This window comes from Neobacillus sp. SuZ13, from assembly GCF_030123365.1.
GTDB lineage: Bacteria > Bacillota > Bacilli > Bacillales > Cytobacillaceae > Neobacillus.
Genome location: NZ_CP126107.1, coordinates 5,112,327 through 5,135,726, shown reverse-complemented (window position 1 = coordinate 5,135,726; position 23,400 = coordinate 5,112,327). Strand labels below are relative to the sequence as shown.

The 23,400-nt window shown below is 36.9% G+C and carries 13 protein-coding genes and 1 pseudogene; 13 read left to right on the top strand and 1 reads right to left on the bottom strand.

The window, feature by feature from the left end; all coding sequences use genetic code 11:
* The first annotated feature begins 169 nt into the window (after positions 1–169).
* The 13 genes and pseudogenes from QNH17_RS25445 to QNH17_RS25385 all read left to right on the top strand — a co-directional run bounded on the left by QNH17_RS25445 (position 170) and on the right by QNH17_RS25385 (position 22,270).
* The gene (locus tag QNH17_RS25445; RefSeq protein ID WP_283875922.1) at positions 170–3,520 is read left to right on the top strand and encodes a CDP-glycerol glycerophosphotransferase family protein; all 3,351 of its coding nucleotides are present in this window, start codon (positions 170–172) and stop codon (positions 3,518–3,520) included.
* Between the two features lie 178 nt (positions 3,521–3,698).
* A complete protein-coding gene (locus QNH17_RS25440) occupies positions 3,699–7,301 on the top strand; it encodes a CDP-glycerol glycerophosphotransferase family protein (protein WP_283875920.1) in 3,603 nt (1,200 codons plus the stop codon).
* A 191-nt stretch (positions 7,302–7,492) separates the two neighbouring features.
* Positions 7,493–9,967, top strand: a complete 2,475-nt coding sequence (locus QNH17_RS25435; RefSeq protein ID WP_283875919.1) for a glycosyltransferase — start codon at positions 7,493–7,495, stop codon at positions 9,965–9,967.
* A gap of 72 nt (positions 9,968–10,039) precedes the next feature.
* Positions 10,040–10,924 carry a UTP--glucose-1-phosphate uridylyltransferase GalU gene (galU, locus tag QNH17_RS25430; RefSeq protein ID WP_283875917.1) on the top strand — a complete coding sequence of 295 codons (885 nt, stop codon included), beginning with the start codon at positions 10,040–10,042 and terminating at the stop codon, positions 10,922–10,924.
* Positions 10,925–11,032: 108 nt separating this feature from the next.
* Positions 11,033–12,187, top strand: a pseudogene (locus tag QNH17_RS25425) (CDP-glycerol glycerophosphotransferase family protein); the annotation flags it as partial.
* 313 nt (positions 12,188–12,500) lie between these two features.
* Positions 12,501–14,828, top strand: coding sequence for an SH3 domain-containing protein (locus QNH17_RS25420; RefSeq protein ID WP_283875916.1), 2,328 nt, complete (start codon positions 12,501–12,503; stop codon positions 14,826–14,828).
* Between the two features lie 68 nt (positions 14,829–14,896).
* Positions 14,897–16,672 carry an SH3 domain-containing protein gene (locus tag QNH17_RS25415; RefSeq protein ID WP_283879599.1) on the top strand — a complete coding sequence of 592 codons (1,776 nt, stop codon included), beginning with the start codon at positions 14,897–14,899 and terminating at the stop codon, positions 16,670–16,672.
* A 216-nt stretch (positions 16,673–16,888) separates the two neighbouring features.
* A complete protein-coding gene (gene tagD / locus QNH17_RS25410; RefSeq protein WP_026567721.1) occupies positions 16,889–17,287 on the top strand; it encodes a glycerol-3-phosphate cytidylyltransferase in 399 nt (132 codons plus the stop codon).
* Complete coding sequence (locus tag QNH17_RS25405; RefSeq protein WP_283875914.1) at positions 17,268–18,476, top strand: CDP-glycerol glycerophosphotransferase family protein; 1,209 nt, start codon at positions 17,268–17,270, stop codon at positions 18,474–18,476. Before tagD ends, QNH17_RS25405 begins: the two co-directional genes overlap by 20 nt.
* A gap of 120 nt (positions 18,477–18,596) precedes the next feature.
* Positions 18,597–19,427, top strand: coding sequence for an ABC transporter permease (locus QNH17_RS25400; RefSeq protein WP_283875912.1), 831 nt, complete (start codon positions 18,597–18,599; stop codon positions 19,425–19,427).
* A gap of 17 nt (positions 19,428–19,444) precedes the next feature.
* Positions 19,445–20,251 (top strand): teichoic acids export ABC transporter ATP-binding subunit TagH, encoded by an 807-nt coding sequence (gene tagH / locus QNH17_RS25395; RefSeq protein ID WP_283875910.1) that lies wholly within the window; start codon positions 19,445–19,447, stop codon positions 20,249–20,251.
* Position 20,252: 1 nt separating this feature from the next.
* On the top strand, positions 20,253–20,984 hold the full coding sequence (locus QNH17_RS25390) for a WecB/TagA/CpsF family glycosyltransferase (RefSeq protein ID WP_283875909.1): 732 nt from the start codon (positions 20,253–20,255) through the stop codon (positions 20,982–20,984).
* A gap of 236 nt (positions 20,985–21,220) precedes the next feature.
* Positions 21,221–22,270 carry a glycosyltransferase family 4 protein gene (locus QNH17_RS25385; protein ID WP_283875907.1) on the top strand — a complete coding sequence of 350 codons (1,050 nt, stop codon included), beginning with the start codon at positions 21,221–21,223 and terminating at the stop codon, positions 22,268–22,270.
* A 120-nt stretch (positions 22,271–22,390) separates the two neighbouring features.
* On the opposite strand, the gene QNH17_RS25380 is transcribed toward QNH17_RS25385, so the two are convergent.
* On the bottom strand, positions 22,391–23,392 hold the full coding sequence (locus tag QNH17_RS25380) for an LCP family protein (RefSeq protein ID WP_283875906.1): 1,002 nt from the start codon (positions 23,390–23,392) through the stop codon (positions 22,391–22,393).
* Positions 23,393–23,400: the final 8 nt, after the last annotated feature.

The window sequence follows — 23,400 nt, the reverse complement described above, 5'->3', positions numbered from 1 at the left end:
TGGCTGGGTTAGTACAATGTCCTAGGCCAACAGAATTCGACAAAAATACAAACCAATGCTGGATACATGGTATCCTCAAGGTATAGTTTGTCATCTTAAAATATGCTATAATTTTTTGGAAAATATATGTATTTTTTCATCAACGTTTCGTCGGATAGGGGGCTGTTCCATGAATCTGAAAGTGTTGAAAAGAAAAATCAAATTTATCATTAATCCGATTTATCATTATTTTGCCAAGTCAAAATACCGCATCAATTATCAATATACACAGTACTATGAAAGATGTACTGTAAACGACAAAACCATTTTATATGAAAGCCGCGATGGAAAAAGTTTAACAGATAGCCCCTATGCTATTTTTAAATACTTACTGCATAATCCTGAATATAAGGATTATAATCATATTTGGTCAATTAGCAACTTTGAAGATTTAGAAACTATCATTTCTGCATATCAACGCCTAGATAATGTAACATTCGTCAAACGAAACTCCAAAGCATACCTCAAAGCACTCGCATCTAGTAAATACTTAATCAATAATTCTACCTTTCAATCTTTTTTTATCCGCAAACATGAGCAAATTTATATCAATACCTGGCATGGAACTCCCCTGAAAAGTATGGGGTTTGATATCCCAGGAAACCCATCCGTTTCCCAAAATGTTGTCCGCAATTTTCTTAGTGCCGACTATTTAATTAGCCCGAATGAACATACAACCAACATGTTCCTTGACAGTTATAAGCTAAAAGGGATTTATAATGGCGAAATTATTGAAGAAGGCTATCCCAGGATGGACCTTACTTTCCATACGGAAGCAAATCCATTTTTCGACTACTTAGCCAAAATTGGGTTGAAAATTGATCGGACCAAAAAAACAATTTTGTATGCACCTACCTGGAAAGGGACCAATGTCTCAAAAGCAAAAAATGATATGTATCAAATTATTGCGGATATGACCTATTTAAAACAACAGGTCAGCAAAGAATACAACATATTAATCAAAGTTCATCCATTTTTATTTGCAGAGGCTAGAAAATTTACGGAGATTAAAGATGTCTTAATCCCTGACATTGTCGACACGAATGAATTATTAAGTGTGATTGATCTCTTAATCACCGATTATTCTAGTATCTTCTTTGATTTTCTCGTCACGGATAATCCCATCCTTTTCTATGTCTGGGATTACGATGATTATAAGGAAACAAGGGGACGATACTTATCAGATGACGAGCTGCCAGGTCCGGCATTGTTTACGATTAATGAAGTGGCAGATGCTGTACAGAATATTGAAAAAGTACGCGATAATTATAAAGAAGTATATCTTATAACAAAACATAGATTTGCCCATTACGATGATGGGAATGTAACAGAGCGAATCGCTGAATACATTTTTAAGGGAAAAAAGGCTCCGTTAAATGTAATCAAAAATTGCGACACCGGCAAAAAGAAAATCCTTATTTATCCAGGCGGGATGATGAACAATGGGATTACCTCTTCTTTCATTAATCTGATGGATAACATTGATTTTACGAAGTATGATGTGAGTATTTTTATGAAAACACCTACTTCAAGAGAGACACTTCATAATATGGCGAAGGTAGATAAACAAGCGAGATTCCTTTTCCGAAATGGACTGGCTGTCTTTAGTATTGATGAAGTTTATCGTGATAAATTCGTGCATAATCGCGGGGCGCATAGCAATGTCACAAAAAGACTTTATCCCGAAGACGGCTATCTTCGCGAAGTAAAACGACTTTTTGGAAAGTCACATTTTGATTATGTCATCGATTTTAGCGGGTACAGTTTATATTGGGCAAAATATCTCCTTGCTGTCGATGCGAAGAAAAAAATCTGTTATATGCACAATGATCTGCTGTCAGATAGTGAACGAACCATTAATGGCAGGAAACCACACCGGATTAACTTACGAGGACTTTTTTCCGTCTATCATCGCTTTGATAAACTAGTCAGCGTATCGGTTGGGACCATGGAACTGAATAAAAAGAACTTGTCGGCCTATGCAGCTGAATCGAAATTTGATTACGTGATGAACTCCATTAATACCGAAAAAATCTTAACATTAAGCAATGAGGGGGCAGCGGATCAGTCCGATGAGCACTCAAAAGACCATTCACAAGCAGGAGGACTGATTAGCAACATCCCTTTCAAAGCCCGAGCATTTATTAATCAAACACAAGATTATTTTATCTGGAATCGGCCAGTAGGTTTGGAAGGGGCGAAAAAAACAGCGCTGGCTGATAGATTGTTAAAGAAAGAGGTTACTATTTTACAGGAAGCTCAAACCAACACAAGTGTATCTTTTAAGATTAGTTTGGAAGAACGGATCATCGGCTGGATTGATCAAGCTTGTGTAGAATTGCTTCCAGACAGCATCCTATACGAAAAAAAGGTTAAAAATTCTGCTGTTCTACAGAATGTGTCTGGCAATGATATCTGGAATCAACCCTATAAAACAGAAGGTATTCAAAAAATATCATCAAGTAAGGATTATAAAGGGATTTTAGTGGACGTCGATTGTGAAGCTAGAACGCAGCACGGGATCTATAGCCGATTTTCAATCAATGGCACCCTCATTGGCTGGATCGATTCTTCGGCATTAGTAATTAGGTATGATACAGACACCAAGCATAACGTAAAATATTCAGCCTTTAAAAGGGTGAATAATCAAAAGTATAAAAGTTTTATCCAGTCACTGGACAATCGCACGCTGGAAGAACATAACCTATACGAACTAGCTGTTATTGATCACCCCAATGATTATGTCGTTTGGACGAAACCATACCCAAACATTGGCTGCCAAAAAATAATGGATGCAAGTGAATTACAAGATTCAAAGGTGATTGTGACAAAAAGTAATAAAACTCGAGCCGGGACATTTTATTTCTTTTATCACAATGGAAAACAACTAGGCTGGCTGGATGAACGTGCTTTCTCTATTATCGAAGGTGCAGAGATTGTCAGTGAAGAATCAGCCATTCCCGAGCCGGTGAAGGAAAACTACAATTTCATAAATATGGGTCGATTATCACCTGAAAAAGGACAAGATCATTTAATTAAAGCCTTTGCAAGGTTTCATCAAGGGTTCCCGAATTCTAAACTTTACATTTTAGGGGAGGGACTCCTCCGGAAGGATTTAGAGAACTTAATTGGCGAACTTAAAATGGAAAAGTCGGTATTCCTAGTTGGACAGGTTGAAAATCCGTTTAAAGTTATGAAAAAATGCGATTGCTTTGTGCTTTCCTCGCACTATGAGGGTCAGCCGATGGTGTTATTGGAAGCGATGACTCTTGGCATGAAGATTTTAGCCACTGATATCATTGCGAATCAAACTGTATTGGAAAATGGAAGATATGGCTTATTAGTAGATAATAGCGTTGAGGGGCTAGAAATAGGACTCAATCAATTGGCGAAAAATGAACTTGAACATACACCTGACGATTTCCGGCCCGAAGAATATAATCAAAAAGCAATGGATACATTTTATAAGGTATTACAGTAAGAATGATAGGCAGTTTTAACAAGCAAATTGATGACAAGGAAACTTGTTCATCGATTTGCTTATTTGTTGTTTAGAAAAAGTAGATTGTCAGCTCCGTACATATAAAGCATCAAAGATGGTAAGAATAACTAATAAAAAATTATAAGAAAGTGAACTGGTAAGGGAGCTGTAGATTTTCATGAATAAAAAGGTTTTAAAAAGAAGAAAAAATTTTATCGTCGAACCACTCTATAATTATTTCAAAAAGGCAAATCATCGCAGAAATTTCCAATATAGAAGGTTTTATGAAAAATTAAATGTAATTGATGATACTATTTTTTATGAGAGCAGAGACGGAAAAAGTATAACAGATAGTCCATATGCCATCTTTAAATACCTCTTACATCACCCCGAATATAAGCATTTCAAACATATTTGGTCTATAAATAGTTCAAATGAGTTAGAAACGGTAATTGCAGATTATAAAGGATTGAAAAATGTAAAATTTGTAAAACGTAATTCAAAGGAATATCTCAAGTGTCTAGCTACTAGTAAGTTCCTAATTAATAATTCAACCTTTCAGTCTTTTTTTATTCCTAAAAATGACCAAGTATATATTAATACTTGGCATGGAACGCCCCTTAAAAGCATGGGATTTGATATCCCTGGTAATCCAGCACATTCCCAGAATGTGGTAAGGAATTTTCTAAGTGCGGATTATCTATTAAGTCCCAATGATCATACAACAAACATGTTTCTTGATAGCTATAAATTGAACGGTGTCTATAACGGAGAAATTATTCAGGAAGGCTATCCAAGAATCGATCTTACCTATCATACAGATTCAGAGGTGTTTAAATCTCTATTAACTAAATTGGGGTTAACCATTGATAAAACAAAACAAACGATTCTATATGCACCCACCTGGAAAGGGACCCATGTTTCCAAGGCGAAAAATGATATGTTTCAAATTATTAGTGAGATGACCTATTTGAGGAATCAAGTGGGAGAAGAATATAACTTATATATCAAAGTCCATCCATTTTTATATGAACAGGCCAGGAAATTTGACGAAATAAAAGATATCTTAATACCGGATTTTGTGGACACGAATGAGTTATTAAGCATTGTGGACATCTTGGTAACTGACTATTCGAGTATCTTTTTTGATTTTCTAGTAACAAATAAACCAATTTTATTCTATATCTGGGATTACGATGATTATCGTGAAGAAAGAGGTATGTATTTATCCGATGACGAACTACCAGGTCCGACTCTGTTTACCATCCAAGAAGTAGCAGGTGCTGTTCAAGCGATTTCAAAAATAAGTGAAAACTATAGGTCTGTATATCAGGCTGCAAAAAATAAATTCACAAAACATGAAGATGGTAATGTTACTACAAGAATTGTCCAATACGTATTTAATAAGAGTAAGTCGCCAATAAATGTCATAAATCAATTAGACAGGGATAAAAAGAAAATTCTCATTTATCCAGGCGGTTTGATGAACAATGGCATTACATCATCCTTTATTAATCTGATCGATAACATTGATTTTACTAAGTATGATGTTAGTATTTTTATGAATACACCAAAATCGAAAGAAGCATTGAATAATATCGCGAAGGTAAATAAGAAGGCTAGGTTCCTTTTTCGGAATGGATTATCGGTATATAGCCTTCTTGAAGTCTATCGAGATAAATTTGTTCATAATAGAGGGGCACATAGTAATGTCACAAAAAGACTTTACCCTGAGAATGCATATCGGAGGGAATACAAAAGATTTTCAGGGAAATCACAATTTGATTATGCAATAGACTTTAGTGGTTACAGCTTGTATTGGGCAAAATACTTGCTCGCATCTGATACGAAGAAAAAAATATGTTTTATGCATAATGACATACTTACAGATAGTGAAAAGGTCATCAATGGCCGCCGGCCGCATCGGATTAACTTAAGAGGACTTTTTTCTGTCTATAATAGGTTTGACAAGCTAGTAAGTGTTTCCCACGGAACAATGGAGCTTAATAAAAGTAATTTAACGGAATTTGCCGAGGAATTTAAATTTGATTTTGTCATGAATTCGATTAATCCTGAAAAAATTTTAAAACTAGAGAGTGAAGAGAGCATTGGCCAATTAATGGACCACTCAAGGAATGGTATGCAAAATGATCAGCAAATGAGTAATATTCCCTTTCAATCACGGGCCATTATAAACAATACTAAGGATCATTTTATCTGGAATAGACCAGCGGTGTTAACAGGGGCTGAAAAATTAGCACCTGCAGATAGCCTTTTAAATAAAGAGGTAGCGATATTACGTGAAGCACGGGTTGAAACAAATGTTTATTATAAATTCAGTATCGAAGATCGTATTGTTGGCTGGCTTGACAAAGAATGTTTTGAACTTTTACCCGACAGAATTATATATGAAAAGCAAGTAAACAAAATAGCCATTTTAAAGTTTGTACATGCCCGTGATATTTGGAGTAAACCATATAAAATTGAGGGAGTTAAAAAAATTTCCTCAAGTAAGGATTATAAAGGTGTGCAAGTTATGGTGGATTTAGAGGCTAGAACGCAGCGGGGAATTTATAACAGGTTTTCAATTAATGGAACTGTCATCGGCTGGATTGATTCTTCGGCATTGTCGATTATTAAAGAGTACGATAATAAGAAACGAATCAAAGGGAACATCAAGATATCTCTGTATAAACTGGCTAATTCAAAAAAGAGTAAACAAATAATCAATCATCGAATACTAGAGGAAAAGAACTTATTTGACCTGGCTATGATTTCAAATCCAGGAGATTACGAAGTATGGTCAAAACCGTATCCTAATTTAGGCTGCAGAAAAATCATCGATGCCCAGGCATTAAAAGGTGAAAAAGTAATCGTGACGAAACGTAATAAAACTGTAAAAGGGACGTATTACTTTTTTTATCATGATGGGAAAAAAATTGGCTGGCTCGATCAAAATGCCTTTTCGATGATTGAGGAACCGGTTATTATTTCAGAAAAGACAATAAAGAGGGTAGCTACGATCAACTTAGCAGATGAAAATGTAATCATGAGGACAGTGAATGGACTTGAAGGTGCGAAGGAAATAAATGATTTACGAAAGTATAATGGAAAAACAGTAACAATTATTAAAGAAGCCAGTACCCTTGATGAAACATTCTGTTATTTTGCCTATGAAAATGAAGAAATTGGCTGGTTAAATAAACGTTGTTTCCAAATCATCAAAACTTTAGGAATACAAAAAGGAAAAGTTTTTTTCCCTGAGCCATCGAATGAATATTATAATTTCATTACGATGGGAAGATTATCTCCAGAAAAAGGTCAAGATAATTTGATTAAAGCCTTTGCGAATTTTCAAAAAAACTTCAAAACCTCTAAACTTTATCTTTTAGGTGAGGGTCCATTAAGGAAAGATCTAGAGAATTTAATTACAGAACTCAAACTCGAAGAGTCAGTTTACCTCGTGGGACAATTAGACAATCCGTTTGCATTAATGAAAAAATGTGATTGTTTCGTATTATCTTCTCATTACGAGGGACAACCGATGGTTTTATTAGAAGCGATGACACTTGGAATGAAAATTCTCGCAACGGACATCGTCGCCAATCGAACTGTATTAGAACAGGGAAGATATGGCCTTTTAGTAGAAAATAGTATTGAGGGTCTGGAAAAAGGTCTCAATCAACTGGCTAAAAATGAGCCCGCTTACACCCCGGATGAATTTATTCCAGAAGAGTACAATAAAATAGCAATGGGAACATTCTATAGGGTATTAGAATAAACATTTAAAGCAAATTGGTTGCAGGAAAACATCCTGTAATCCATTTGCTTTTTATTTTTTCTAAAAAAGGTAAAAACCAGTATCAGATGCTTCGAAATTATCAATACTTACATATAACGACTTAAAGATGGAAAAAATAGTTACCAAAAATAAATAAGTAAGTTGAATTGATAAGGGAGTTGCAGGTTTACATGAAAAAGCGGATAAAGTTTATGATTGGACCAATCTATAATTATGTTAGAAAGGCAAGTCATCGAAGGCGTTATCAGTATCGAGGATATTATGAAAAATTGAAAGTGATGGATGACACTATTTTTTATGAGAGCAGGGATGGAAAGAGTTTATCAGATAGTCCCTATGCCATCTTTAAATACCTTGTCAATCACCCTGAATATAAACATTTCAAACATATATGGTCGATCAACAGCTCAGGCGAAATAGATAATGTGGTGGCACCCTATAAAGGGCTGAACAATGTCACCTTTGTGAAACGCCATTCCAAGGAATATCTTAAATGTTTAGCAACTAGTAAATATCTAATAAATAACTCTACCTTCCAATCTTTTTTTATCCCTAAAGATGAACAAGTTTATATTAATACCTGGCATGGGACACCACTTAAAAGTATGGGATATGATATCCCAGGTAATCCAGCACAATCACAAAATGTCATAAGGAATTTTCTTAGTGCTGATTATCTGTTAAGTCCCAATCAACATACCACCAATATATTCCTTGAAAGTTACAAACTTAAAGGTCTCTATCATGGGGAAATTATCCAAGAGGGATACCCACGAATCGATTCTACCTACCATACTGATCCAGGTGTGTTCAAATCACTCCTAGCAGAATTAGCACTAAGGATTGATCCAAACAAGCAGACCATTCTTTATGCTCCGACTTGGAAAGGGAACAGTGTTTCCAAAGCGAAAAATGATATGGATCAAATCATACGTGATATGTCCTATTTAAAGCAGCGAGTGGGTGAAGAATATAATGTATTCATTAAAGTACATCCATTTTTATATAATGAGGCTAGGAAATTTAGTGAAATCAAAGATTTATTAATACCTGATGCAGTGGATACAAATGAGTTATTAAGTGTCGTGGATATTTTAATAACCGACTACTCTAGTATCTTTTTTGATTTCCTTGTCACAGATAAACCTATTTTATTCTATATCTGGGATTATCAAACATATAAGGAGGAACGTGGCGTTTATTTAAGCGAGGATAAATGGCCAGGACCTACTCTTTTTACGATTCAGGAAGTGTCAGCGGCAGTTCGGGATATCTCAAAAATAAGCGACGATTATACGCCGGTATATCAGGCAGCTAAAGAAAAATTTACCGCGCATGACGATGGAAATGTAACACCCAGAATCGTCCAATACATTTTTAATGAGAGTAAAACACCTTTAAATGTCATTCAACCATTAGAGGCGGATAAAAAGAAGATCCTGATTTATCCAGGTGGTTTGCGGAATAATGGAATTACCTCTTCTTTTATAAATCTTACTGATAATATCGATTTTAATAAATATGATGTTAGCATCTATATGAATAGACCCACCTCTGATGAAATACTAAAAAATCTCGAAAAAGTAAATAAACAGGCCAGGTTCCTTTTTCGAGATGATTTTGCGGTTAATAGCCTTTATGAGGACTATCGCGATAAATTCATTCATCATAGTGGCGCCCATACTGCCTTTACCAAAAAGTTGTACCCTGAAAACGCATATAGGAGAGAGTTTCGGAGGGTTTTTGGCAGAACAAAGTTTGACTATGCAATTGATTTTAGTGGATATAGCCTGAATTGGGCTAAATATATCCTCGCTGCAAATGCGAACAAAAAATTATGTTATATGCATAATGATTTACTATCTGATAGTGAACGAGCCATCAATGGTCGGAAACCGCATCGAAGAAATTTAAGGGGTTTATTTTCCGTCTATCACCGCTTTGACAAGCTTGTAAGTGTTTCTTCAGGAACAATGGAGCTCAATAGAAATAATCTATCAGAATTTGCTGAGGAGTTTAAATTTGATTATGCCATGAACTCGATTAATCCAAAGAAAATCCTCCAATTAGGAAGTGAGGATTATACTTTACAATATAATGAAATTAATAAGGTCGGTATCCAGGAACCATTACCCAATAACTTAAATTTCGTTACGATGGGGAGGCTATCCCCAGAAAAGGGTCAAGATAACTTAATAAAAGCTTTTGCTCAGTTTCATCAAGGTTTCGCAAATTCTAAGCTATATATCATTGGTGAAGGTCCGTTAAGGATGCATTTGGAGAAATTAATTGCAGATTTGCAGCTTCAACAGTCAGTGTTTCTAGTTGGACAATTGGAAAATCCGTTTCCATTAATGACAAAATGTGATTGTTTTGTGTTATCCTCTCATTATGAGGGACAACCGATGGTATTATTAGAGGCAATGACCCACGGGATGAAAATTATTGCGACGGATATTGTTGCGAATCGAACGGTATTAGAGAACGGGCGGTATGGATTATTAGTGGAAAATAGCATTAATGGTCTTACAGATGGGCTTAATCAAATGGCAAGGAATGAATTAAATAATAAACTTGATGAATTTATCCCAGAAGAATACAATAAAAAGGCAATGGAAACATTTTATCGAGTATTAGGAAGGTAAGTGAACTAGTCCCACTTTTTATTTGACCACTAAGATGTAATAGTTATATATAGTGATTAGGAGGCACACATGATGAGTAAAGTCAAAAAGGCGATAATTCCGGCAGCGGGATTGGGCACAAGGTTTTTACCTGCTACGAAAGCAATGCCTAAGGAAATGCTGCCAATCGTTGATAAACCAACGATTCAATATATTGTGGAAGAAGCAATCGAATCAGGAATTGAAGATATTATCATCGTAACAGGTAAAGGGAAAAGAGCAATCGAAGATCACTTTGACAGCGCATTTGAACTGGAAGAAAATTTAGCTCGTAAAGAGAAGTTCGAGCTCCTCGAAGAAGTTCGTAAGCCTGGGAATGTTGATATTCATTACATAAGACAAAAAGAACCTAGAGGGTTAGGGCATGCGATTTGGTGTGCGAGAAAGTTCATTGGCAATGAGCCATTTGCTGTGTTATTAGGGGATGATATTGTCCAAGCAAAGGTGCCTTCTTTGAAGCAGTTAATGAACATGTATGATAAAGTAGGTTCGTCCGTTATCGGGGTGCAGCCCGTTCCAATGGAAGAAACAAACCGTTACGGGATTATTGATCCGAGCCGGCAAGATGGACGCATGTATGAGGTAAGAAACTTTGTTGAAAAGCCGCCCGTCGAGTTAGCGCCATCGAATCTTGCCATTTTGGGAAGATATATATTAACGCCTGAGATTTTTGATCTCCTTGAAAATCAAGAAACAGGATCAGGCGGCGAAATTCAACTAACAGATGCGATTCAACGCTTAAATGGTTTTCAAGATGTATTTGCCTATGACTTTGAAGGAATCCGCTATGACGTGGGCGAGAAATTTGGTTTTATTAAAACAACCATTGAAATGGCTTTAAGCAGAGAGGAACTTAGGGAGCAATTGCTTGAGTACTTAGTAAAGCTTGTTGAACAAGAAGTAAGAATTAATAAATAGGTTTTTGAGTAAACACACGAGGCTGCTGAATTTTTCAAAGCAGCCTTATCGGTGTTTCTTTTAACATGGTTAGGAGAGCGGTTTCTAGTGGTTGCATCGTTAAAAGAGTTAGTTATTTGGGCATACAAATATTTATTTCAATTTATTTCCATCCTCCCAGCGAAGAAAAATCTGATTATGTTTGAAAGCTTTCTTGGCAAGCAATATAGTTGTAATCCTCGGGCGATTTACGAATACCTGCAAAGAAATCATCCTGAATATGAACTTATTTGGAGTGTTGATCCACGGTTTGAAAAAGGCTTTATTGAGAAAGGAATTCCTTTTGCACGACGCTTTTCGGTAAAATGGCTGTTTTTGATGGCGAGGGCAAGATTTTGGGTGACTAATAGCCGGATGCCCCTGTGGATTCCTAAACCAAAGCAGACCATTTACTTACAAACATGGCATGGGACCCCTTTGAAAAAGCTGGCCCATGATATGAAAGAAGTGCTCATGGCTGGTACAACGACTGAGCAGTATAAGCAAGAATTTTATCTTGAATCACGGAACTGGGATTATTTAATTTCTCCTAATCGGTATTCAACAGAAATCTTTAAGAGTGCCTTTAAATTCGATAAAGAAATGATCGAATCAGGTTATCCGAGAAATGATATCTTTTATAAACAAGGTCATGAAGAAATTGCAAAGGCATTCAAAAAGAAACATCAACTGCCTGAAGATAAAAAGGTGATCCTTTATGCGCCAACGTGGCGCGACAATCAATTTCATCAAGAAGGTAAATATAAGCTTGATTTGCAGTTGGATTTGGAAAAACTTAAGCAAGAACTCGGGGAAGAATATATTATCATTCTCCGGATGCATTATCTAGTCGCTGAAAACTTTGACTTGGAGGCGTATAAAGGCTTTGCTTGGGATTTTTCCAAGCATGAGGACATCCAAGAACTATACTTGATCAGTGATTTACTAATTACGGATTATTCGTCTGTATTTTTTGATTATGCGAATCTAAAACGGCCAATGATATTCTTTACCTATGATCTTGAGGAATATAAGGACGATATTAGAGGTTTTTACTTTAATTTTGAAGAAAAAGCACCAGGACCGCTCGTCGAGACAACAGAAGAAGTGATTGCTGCTATAAAAGACTTAGTAAATTCAACGGTTTCAAATGAACGGATGAATGAATTTTATCAACAGTTTTGTTACCTAGAAGATGGGCATGCGGCCGAAAGAGTGGTCAATGAAGTCATTTTAAAAAATTGAAAATAAACCGAATCGAAAACACCCAAGGTTGGAATTTGGGTGTTTTTGTCGTTTTACCCACATAGGTCAGCGATTGCTGACAAATTCTCCGAAAAATCCCCTTATTTCATATGAGTAAATATACCTATTTTTCTTGATTGCAACAAGTATTTATTGGAAACTATTTAAAATCAATAGGTTATCAGCGATAATAGGAATTGATATCGTTATATTTTCCCAGATTTAATGGGTGAATGGAACATTCGGCAAAATCTGAGTTTTTTTATATTTGTAGAAAAATGCATCATCTGAAATCCGACAGGGAGGTGTGTCAATGAGAAATATCGGGAAAGTTCTTCTCTTATCTACTAGTTTATTAGTGGGAGAAGTTGTCACCCCAGTTATTCCATCAAAAGTGCAGCTGGCATATGCCTCCAGCACCATAAAATTGGCTAATATCAGCTACCAAACAATTGACAATGTTAATTTGCGAACGGGACCTTCGACAAAATATAAGGCAATCTTCCTAGTCCCTAAGTCAAAAACGATCAGAGCCACTGAACAAAAAGGCACCTGGGTAAAGGTTTCCTACCAATACACCCTGAAAGGGAAAAGAGTCGTCAAAACAGGTTGGGTTAGCGCCTCTTATATCAAGAAAATTTCTACAGCACCAAAAACGGTTAAATTTGCAAAAACAACGTATCAAACCACTGATAACGTCAACATCCGCTCGGGAGCCAGCACAAAATATAAAACATTACTAACAATTCCAAAAGGCAAGACAATCATAAGCGCAGAGAAAGTAACGGATTGGTATAAGGTGACCTATACCTATTCTTCCAAAGGGAAAAATGCAACAACCACGGGCTGGGTAAAAGGTAATTTTTTAAAGGAATACTATAAATATAATGCAATTAGCGGCGGCTATTATTTTACAAAAAAGACAGTGAAGCTATACTCTACTCCAGATACAAAGAAAAGCGGGATATACAGCCTCGCAAGCGGCAACGGACTTTATTCTGCCTATCATGCAGTTAATAGCGTCGGACAGGTCTGGTATCGGGTGTCTTACAATGGAAAAACACTGTATGTTTATAGCGGAGAGGTAAGCAAAGCAACATTGACTTCCTTTGCGGCAGCGGAGTATCAAGCCAAACTAGATACCTATCTGTATGTATCCTATGGAAAAGCCTATACAAAACTAGTGAAGATTCCAAAACAAACGATCATTTCTTCTAATCAAAAAATCGGAGATTGGTATAAAGTCTCCTATAACGGGAAATCTGGCTATGTCTATAGCGGCGATATTACGAAATATACTAAGCCTGCCGAAACGCCCGATACGGTAGGAACAGACAACGGAGAGGTCAAAAATCCTCCAACCGACACCATTACCGAGCAAGCCGTAACGAAGACGACCTATGCGGTTACGGATCAGTTAAATTTAAGACAAGCTGCGGCGACAACAGCTGCTATTTTAACCGTGATTCCTAGAGGATCAATCATTATTCCAACCAGCAAAACATCTAATGGCTGGTATAAAGTCAGCTATGCAGGGAAAAGCGGCTATGTATTTGGAACGTACCTGCAACAAGTAATATCGGGTGATCCAATGGGCAGTAGAGATACCTACCAATTTATTGATTTAAGGACTCCATCCCTTGTAACCGCCAGTCAGATTAATAACTACATTGCTGGCTATGTAAAAAGTACGGGGAAGTCGAGCGTTTTAACGAATAAAGGACAGGTATTTATTGATGCCGGGAAGAAATATGGGGTCAATCCCCTTTACTTGGCGGCCCATGCCATTCACGAAAGTGCCTATGGGACCTCTAGTATTTCGATTACCAAGAACAACTTGTTTGGCTTTGGTGCCTATGATGCAGCGCCATTTGTAGCTGCCTATCGTTTTGCAAGTGTGGAATTATGTATTGACTATATTGCCCGTGAAATGAAATCGACCTACTTAAATCCGGTCAATTGGAAGTATCAAGGGGCATATCTGGGTTTCAGTACTAAAACATTAACGAATGAAAGAATTGATGCTAGTAGTGAGGGCATGAACTTTTTTTACGCCAGCGATCCAAATTGGGGAAAAGTGATTGGCCAGCACATGGAAAAGATTCTTTCCTATGATAAAGCTTATTATGCAAAGGCTGATACCAATACCGATGTCCCAACGAGGCCGTCCATTCCCGATGGCGGAGATGTGTTTCCAGCTGATATCAAGACAATTGTCACACTCCCTGCGGATAAACAAATTGTCCTTAATAGTAAAAAGGGCGTACACGATTCAGTAAAAACGCTGAAAAATGGAAACTCCTTTTATATTCTGGAAAAAACCAATGACTTTTGGCTGCGGGTGAAAGTGGACAATAAAGAATATTGGACCAATGATGTGGACTTTAGCAACTTTAAAAACTACATATCTGTTCAAAATCTAGGAAGAGTGACAGTTTCGGAGTTAAATATCCGAACGGGTCCATCAACATCTAATTCCTCGCTAGGAAAGCTGCCGTTAAATGATTATGTTTCTATTGTCATGAAAGCAGATGGCACATTAACGATTGATTCTACGAAAGCATGGTATCAGGTAAAAACAGCCAATGGAAGCAAAGGCTGGGTTAGTGCGGCTTATATTTATACGAGGGATTTAAAATAGATATTTTGCTATTTTTAAAAAATTAGTAGCATTATAGAGAGAGAGAAGGTTGCTGGGCATTGAAAAACATGGGGAAAGTCATATTGTTATCCACCGGGTTATTAATCGCTGGTTTAAGCAGCGGGGGGCCCATCCCGATCACACCAATCGGCATCGAGCATGCCGACGCTGCCAGCCTTGTTCGAATTAGTAAAACATCATTTCAAACAACAGCCAATTTAAGATTACGATCAGGGGCCAGCACAAAATACAAATCCATTCTGACAATTCCTAAAGGAAAAGTCGTGTATGCCACCGAGAAAAACGAGAGTTATTACAAAGTTTCCTATACATACAAATCAAAAGGTAGAAATACAACGAAAGTTGGCTGGGTAAGCGGCAGTTTTTTAAAGGAATACAATTTATATACAAAAACCAGCGGGACATATTATTTTACTAACAAAACAACCAAGCTTTACTCAAGTCCAAATACGAAGAAAAAAGCGATTGCTAGTCTTGCTAGTGCAAACCGATTATACTCGACACAAAAGGTGATCAACAGTATCGGTCAAACTTGGTATCGGGTAACCTATAAAGGAAAATTAGTGTACATATATAGCGGGGATGTCAGCACATCTTCACCCGTAACAAGTACAAATAAACCTACCGTAATTACAACGGCAGGAACCACCTATCTCATTACAGGGGATGTGAATTTTCGGCAAGCAGGTGAAGGAACAAAAGTTTTAGCTGTGATTCCAAAAGGAACTACTGTGGTCTCGAAGGGAAAACAAAATGATGACTGGTATCAAGTTACCTACCAAGGAAAAACTGGGTATGTTTCAAAAAGCTATGTAAAGTCATATGTAAAATCAAATGATTATCGGTTTATTGATTTACGGACCAAGTCGACGGTAACCGCGAAAAAAATTAATGATTATATCGCCACCAATGTCAAATATATGAATAAACCTAGTGTGCTGCTTAATAAAGGACAAGCATTTATTGATGCAGGGAACAAGTATGGCGTCAATGCCCTTTACTTGGCTGCTCATGCCATTCACGAAAGCGGCTTTGGAACTTCTAATATATCTTTAGGTAAAAACAACTTATTTGGTTATGGTGCCTACGATTCCGCTCCATTTGTTGGGGCCTACCGTTTCGCCACTGTTGAGTCGTGTATCAATTATGTTGCCCAAAAAATGAAAGCTGATTACCTAAATCCGAATGGGACACATTTTGAAGGAGCCTTCCTTGGACAACTCACAAAGGACTCCAAACAAAAAAGGATAGAAAGTAAAAGTATTGGCTTGAACTATTGGTATGCGAGTGACCCTTACTGGGCAAACGGGATTGCTAAGCACATGCAAAAGATCATGGCCTTCGATCAAAAATATTATGAGAAGGCCGCAATTCAGACAAAAGTTCCGGCCATACCGGGAATCCCAGTTGGAAAAGATACCTTTCCAGCAGGAATACAAGCGAAAGCAGCAAAAGATTTATCGAGCGAGATTAAAAAAGGTTCAACGTTTATTTTGCTTGAGAAATCAAATGATTATATGCTCAAGGTCAATGTTAATAACAAAGTTGATTCGCTTAAAATTGCTTTCTCAACGTACAATAATTATTTTTTCGTTCTTAACTTAGGAAGGGTTACAGACACGGATTCTGTCAATGTTCGACCGGAGCCCTCAACCAATAAGAAGGAAATCGCTAAACTTACTTTAAATACTTATGTCCATTTGGTCTTGGATTCAAAAGGCAACATCGTCATGGATAAAACAAAAAAGTGGTACAATGTCCAATTAGCGAATGGCCAAAAAGGCTGGGTAAGTAAAATGTATATTACTCGAGAACTGAAATAGTGTTTGGGGCTGACTTGTTGATCAAGTCAGCTTTTTCAACAAACGTAGTAATTTGTGGTATTTGTTGGAAAAACTTCAGTTCTTATTTGAATTTTAAGTTTGATAGTCTTATAATGATTTGGTGAAGTCAAATACATTGAAAATGAGAAATAATTTCTGATATTGAATAAATATTACCGCTTTTTCCGAATACTAATAGAAGGAGGAATTACTCTAATGAAAAAGGTTTTAACATATGGAACATTTGATTTACTACATTTTGGACATATAAATTTACTTAGCCGAGCAAAAGACTTAGGTGATTATTTAGTGGTCGGTCTTTCCACAGATGAATTTAACAAGGGGAAAAACAAACAAGCCTACCACAGCTTTGAAAACAGAAAGTTAATTTTAGAATCCATCCGCTTTGTGGATGAAGTGATTCCGGAAAATACATGGGACCAAAAAATTCAAGATGTAATTAAACATGATATTGATGTTTTTGTGATGGGTGATGATTGGAAAGGAAAATTTGACTTTCTAAAAGAATATTGCGAAGTGGTGTACCTGCCAAGAACCATTGGAATCTCTACTTCACAAATAAAAGAAGATTTAAATGCTGTCACAAATGGTTAGGGAACTAGCCATTTGTTTTTATTTACTCATCTTTAAGTGTCTATTTTCCATCTTTAGTCTGTGGCCGCTTAGAAACAAAACCACGTTCGTGGTCAGTTTTGGTGATAACACCCAGTATGTGTATGAAGAAATTCTCCGGCAGCGCATTCCAACTGAAGTGGTGTTTCTCTGTGAACAAAAGGCGTTTCCTAGGTTTAAAGGTGAACAAGGGGCCACGACCATTCTCTTTGAGGCTAAACATCTCTTGAACTGGATGAAAGCTGTGTTTCATTTAGCCACTTCCCGCCGTATTTTTATCGATAACTACTTTGGCTTCCTAGCTGCCGTGTCCTTTAAGAGAGAAGTCAAGTGTATACAGTTATGGCATGCTTCGGGAGCAATTAAAAAGTTCGGTCTTGAAGATGAATCCATCAAATCGAGAACAGTTCGAGCAAGAGAGCGCTTTTTACAGGTATATAGTAAATTTGACCGAGTAGTGGTCGGTTCGGATGTGATGACAGAGATCTTCATGAAGTCCTTTCATTTAAAAAAGGAGAATATCCTGCCGACAGGCGTTCCGAGAACTGATTTCTTCTATAATAAAGAGGCGAAACAAAAAGCAATCGATACATTACTACAAAAACATCCGAGCTTGAGAGATAAAAAAATAATCCTCTATGCCCCAACCTATCGAGACCATGAGTTAGAACATTTTAACCTTGTCTTAGAGGTTGAAAAAATGGCGCGTGAGCTAGGACAAGACTATCGGTTAATTCTAAGGTTACATCCGGCAATTGTTCACAAGGAGGATTTTGCAACAAGATCGTTAGATTTCGTTGTCGACCTTTCCTCAAGCCAATATGATATTAATGAGCTGCTAGTTGCCGCCGATTATCTGATTACTGATTATTCGTCGATTCCATACGATTTTTCACTTTTACATAAACCAATGATTTTTTTCACCTATGATTTAGATGAATACAAACAACAGCGTGGAGTCATGGAAGGATTTGAAGAGCACCTGCCAGGACCTTTAGTGAAAGATACGGAATCGATTATTGAACTGATTCAAAACAACCGTTTTGATTTAAGCCAAGTCGAATATTATTCTGAAAAATGGAATCAATACTCTAAGGGCTGTTCAAGTCAAAACCTTGTGCAGTATTTATTTACTGAAGAGTGGTTTAAAGCAAAGAGTACAGGGTATTAATTTAATAAATGTGACAAGCTTCGATATTTTCATGTCGAAGCTTTGTTTTTATTATGTCCCTTTGGAGAAATTAATGTATAATGAACAAGGTTATTATTAGCGATAGGAAGGACAATTTTCATGAAATCGATGATTACGATTGTAAAGGAGCAAATCAGTTCCTTTTACTTGATCCTGAGGTTATCTGCCTTTGAATTGAAAAGTGCGAATACGAATAATTATCTCGGCAGATTTTGGGAAATACTGAATCCAATGATTCAGCTGACTATTTATTGGTTTGTATTTGGGGCCGGAATTCGGAAAGGCCGAGAGGTTCCGATGGATAATGGTATAGATGTTCCGTTTTTTATTTGGATGGTCACAGGAATGATTGTCTGGTTTTTCGTCAATCCCGCGATTTCTGCTTCATCACGATCGATTTATTCGAGAATCCAATTAATCGCAAAAATGAGTTTCCCGATGAGCGCAATTCCTTCTTTTGTCATCATGGCGAATTTTTATACCCATCTCATATTAGTGGCCGTTGTCACTGTCTTTTTACAATTTACTGATTTTAAACTTAGCATCTATTTTTTACAGCTGCCTTATTTTATGATTGCTACGTTATTATTCTTGCTTTCCCTTGCCCTGGTTACGTCCACACTGTCAACCATTGTTAGGGACGTCCAGCAGGTCGTTCAGTCCGTATTAAAAATGTTATTATATTTAACACCACTCTTATGGCAAACAGATCATTTAATGATCAATGGAATCGACTTTGTTTTTGTATTAAAATTAAATCCTTTGTATTACATTGTTGAAGGGTACAGAGCGGCCTTACTTGGAACGACATGGTATCCAGCTGAATATCCACAATTAACATTGTATTTTTGGATTACTGTTGTCGTGTTATTTTTCATCGGTTCTGTCCTTCATTTGAAATTTAGAAACCGTTTTGTTGATTACTTGTAAATTGGAGTTGATTTTTCGTGAGTGAAACGGTGATAGTAAAGAATGTCTTTAAAAAATATAAAATGCATCGATCACCAAAAGAAAAGCTTCTAGATGTCGTTTTACCGGGTGGGTATGGCGAGGATTTTTATGCGCTTCAAGATATATCCTTTACTGCCCAGAAAGGGGATGTCATCGGACTTGTCGGTGTCAATGGTTCCGGAAAATCGACGCTGTCTAACATTATAGCAGGCGTGATCCCGCCCACTTCAGGTGAGGTTACCACGTTTGGAACCACCTCGATTATCGCAATCTCCTCTGGTCTGAATAATCAATTGACAGGCCGAGAGAATATTGAGTTAAAATGCTTAATGCTCGGTTTTAAAAAGAAAGAAATCAAAGAGATGGAACCTGAAATCATTGAATTTGCCGATATCGGAAAATTTATTGACCAACCAGTAAAAAAATATTCCAGCGGGATGAAGTCTCGGCTTGGTTTTGCAATTTCGGTCACTGTTAATCCAGATATTCTAATTGTCGATGAAGCCTTATCTGTAGGTGACCAGGTTTTTGCGCAAAAATCAAAGAACAAAATGTTTGAGTTTAAAGAAAAAGGGAAAACCATTTTCTTTGTCAGTCATTCGATGGGTCAAATTAAAGAGTTCTGTGAAAAAGCTGTTTGGTTAGAATATGGGGAAATTAAAAAATTTGGACCTGTTAAAGAAGTCATTCCCGAATATGAAAAATTCCTAAAAGAATATAAGACAATGACTCCGGAACAGCAGAAAAAATTCCGTGAACAGGTCATGCAAAAACAAAAAGGCTTAGCTGCAAAGGGTAGTTAGGATGAAAACAAACTTGGTTACCATTTTAGGAATAGATTTTGTGAACAAACGCTTTGATCAAGTGGTCGAGGATCTCTTTTTAAGAATAAATAATAAGCGTAAATCCTTTATTGTCACTGCTAACCCGGAAATTGTCATGTATTCACATGAACATACTGATTATAGAAAAATTGTCCAATCGGCCGACATGGTCGTTCCAGACGGATATGGAATTATTCTTGCATCGAAAATATTAGGTACTCCTATCATGGAAAGAGTGGCTGGTTATGATCTTACAGTCCGCCTGCTTGAACTTGGAAGTAAGAAAAAGTTGAAAATTTATCTCTTAGGCGGGCGCGAAGAAACCAATCAAAAAGCGGTAGACAATATTCACAATACCTATCCTGACATTCAAATCGTCGGACGTCATCATGGATTTTTTGATTGGGAGAAAAGTCAGGTGGCTGCTGAAATTAAAGCAGCTAACCCTGATGTCGTATTTGTGGCATTAGGATTTCCTAGACAGGAACAATGGATCGCTAAGCATCTCGACCAGTTTTCCCATGGGCTATTTATGGGGGTAGGAGGCAGTATCGATGTGCTTGCCGGTGAGGTCCAGCGTGCACCGCATATCTGGCAAAAGTTGAATCTTGAATGGTTTTATCGCTTGATTAGCCAGCCAACCAGATGGAGACGAATGTTGGCCATACCACGTTTTATCATACAAATCTTTAAATTAAAATTGCGCAAATAGCCTACTGTCTATTTTGCTAAAAATACTTGTAACCTTTTGGAGCGACCAATCGTCTTACATGGTGAAAGTAGTAATTACTAGCATCGTGATGTTAAGTTTGAATATTCTGATAATTTATTAACTTATACCAAAGTAAAATTGGGTGTGCTATAATATGTTCGTTGTAGTGTACTTAGAAATATGTGCCTGTTTCTAAAATTTATTAATGGGGCATTATACTAATAGGGAGGGTCTTCATGTTATATCTGACCTTAATATTATGTTTTTTATGCTCCATTTTAATTACACCAATTGTCAAAAAATTGGCTTTTAAATTAGGAGCAACAGACAGTCCTAATCAGCGTAAAGTACATTCTAAGATTATGCCGCGTTTAGGCGGGTTAGCGATTTATATTAGTTTCCTTTTCGGTCTACTGATTCTGCAACCAAATAGTCCCTACCATGCAGCCATTATTGCTGGGGGCGTTATTATATTACTTACTGGTATGTTAGATGATATCTATGAATTGTCAGCCAAAATAAAATTTGCTTTACAAATCCTTTCTGCACTTATCGTTGTTATGTGGGGCGGTGTGGAAGTAGAGTTTATTAACTTACCGTTTAACGGCTACTTAGAATTTGGGGTTTTCAGTATTCCAATTACGGTCATCTGGATTGTGGGCGTTACCAATGCTATTAATTTAATTGACGGTCTGGATGGCTTGGCCGCAGGTGTTTCTTCCATCGCCTTTATCACTATTTCTGGGATGGCGATTGTGATGGGGAATGGCTATGTAGTCGCAATGGGGACAATCCTTCTCGCCAGCACGTTAGGATTTTTGATCTATAATTTTCATCCAGCTAAAATTTTTATGGGTGATTCCGGTGCACTTTTTCTTGGTTATATGATCTCGGTTCTTTCCTTGCTCGGTTTTAAAAATGTAACATTAATCTCGTTTGTTGTTCCGATCATTATTTTAGGTGTTCCCATTTCGGATACATTTTTTGCTATCATCCGCCGTATATATAATAAGAAATCATTAGCAGCTCCAGATAAATCCCATTTACACCATTGCTTACTAGAACTAGGTTTTACGCATCGCGAAACGGTTCTGTTAATTTATGCAATGAGTGCCATGTTTGGTCTTGCAGCCTTTATTTTTACGATCACAACCGTATGGGGTTCGATCTTAATCATGACCATAATCGTTTTGGCGATTGAGCTCTTTGTTGAAACGCTTGGATTAATCAATAAAAATTATCGGCCGCTTCTCCGTATTATGGGAATTTTGAACAAAAACAGATAATATAATAGTTACTATTAAAAGGGTGAATCACAACAGTGGATTACCCTTTTATTGTTTTCTATTACTTGAAATTTATGCAAAAAAAAAACCCGGATCCTTTAAAGATCCGGGTTTTTTTGTTTATTCTGTTTCTGTTGTACTTGCTGTTGTTGTTGAGTTAAGATGTGCCTTCAGTTTAGACTTTGTTTCTTCTAAAGCAGCTTCGTCAAGTTGATAATAATAAACATGGTCAATATAGGAATCGGATCCTTTTAGTGACATCGATTCAACATCAATTCCAGATCCAGCCTGAACATAGCTGATAAATGATTTCATTTGATCAAACGTTAAGTCTGTTGACATATTTTTTCCGACTGCTTCCATGACATCGGTGTAATTAGTAATCGATTTAAGGGATGAACCCTTTGCGAGAATCGCCTTAAAGATTTGCTGCTGGCGAAGACCTCTTTGAATATCACTATCAATTTTTCTGGTCCGTGCAAATGCAAGAGCTTCTTCACCATCTAGTTCTTGTAAACCTTTTTTCAAGGTAATAGCTTTGGCATGGTCCTCGGAATCTTGTTCAGAAAAGGTGAACGGGACGTCTACTTCGACACCATCAAGGGCATTAATGACATCAATAAACGCGTTAAAGTTCATTTTCACATAATAATCGACAGGAACGTCTAGTAATTCTTCTACTGTTTCAAGCGTAAGTTTCACGCCGCCGTACGCGTGGGCGTGAGTAATTTTTGTATATATATCCTTCTCAGGAATATGAACATAGGAATCACGTGGAATACTTAATAGTTTAATAGATTTTTCTTCTTTATTAAAAGTAGCCAGCATCAACGCATCGGAACGAGAACTGCCGCTCTCCTTCCGTTTTTCACTGTCATCTACACCAATAAATAAGATCGATGTATTTTCAAGTTTAACATTGGTTTTTGTTGACTTTGTATCGCGTTCAATCGGCTTATAGGATTTATTCATGACTGATTCAGCTTTGTTATATAGAAATCCTCCGTATGCAGTTGCACCGATAATCAATAATAGAATCGGCATGATGATCCATAGCAAAATTCGTTTTCGCTTTTTCTTACCTTTTTTCTTATTTTTATAAACTTGTCTATTGATAGACATAGATTGCC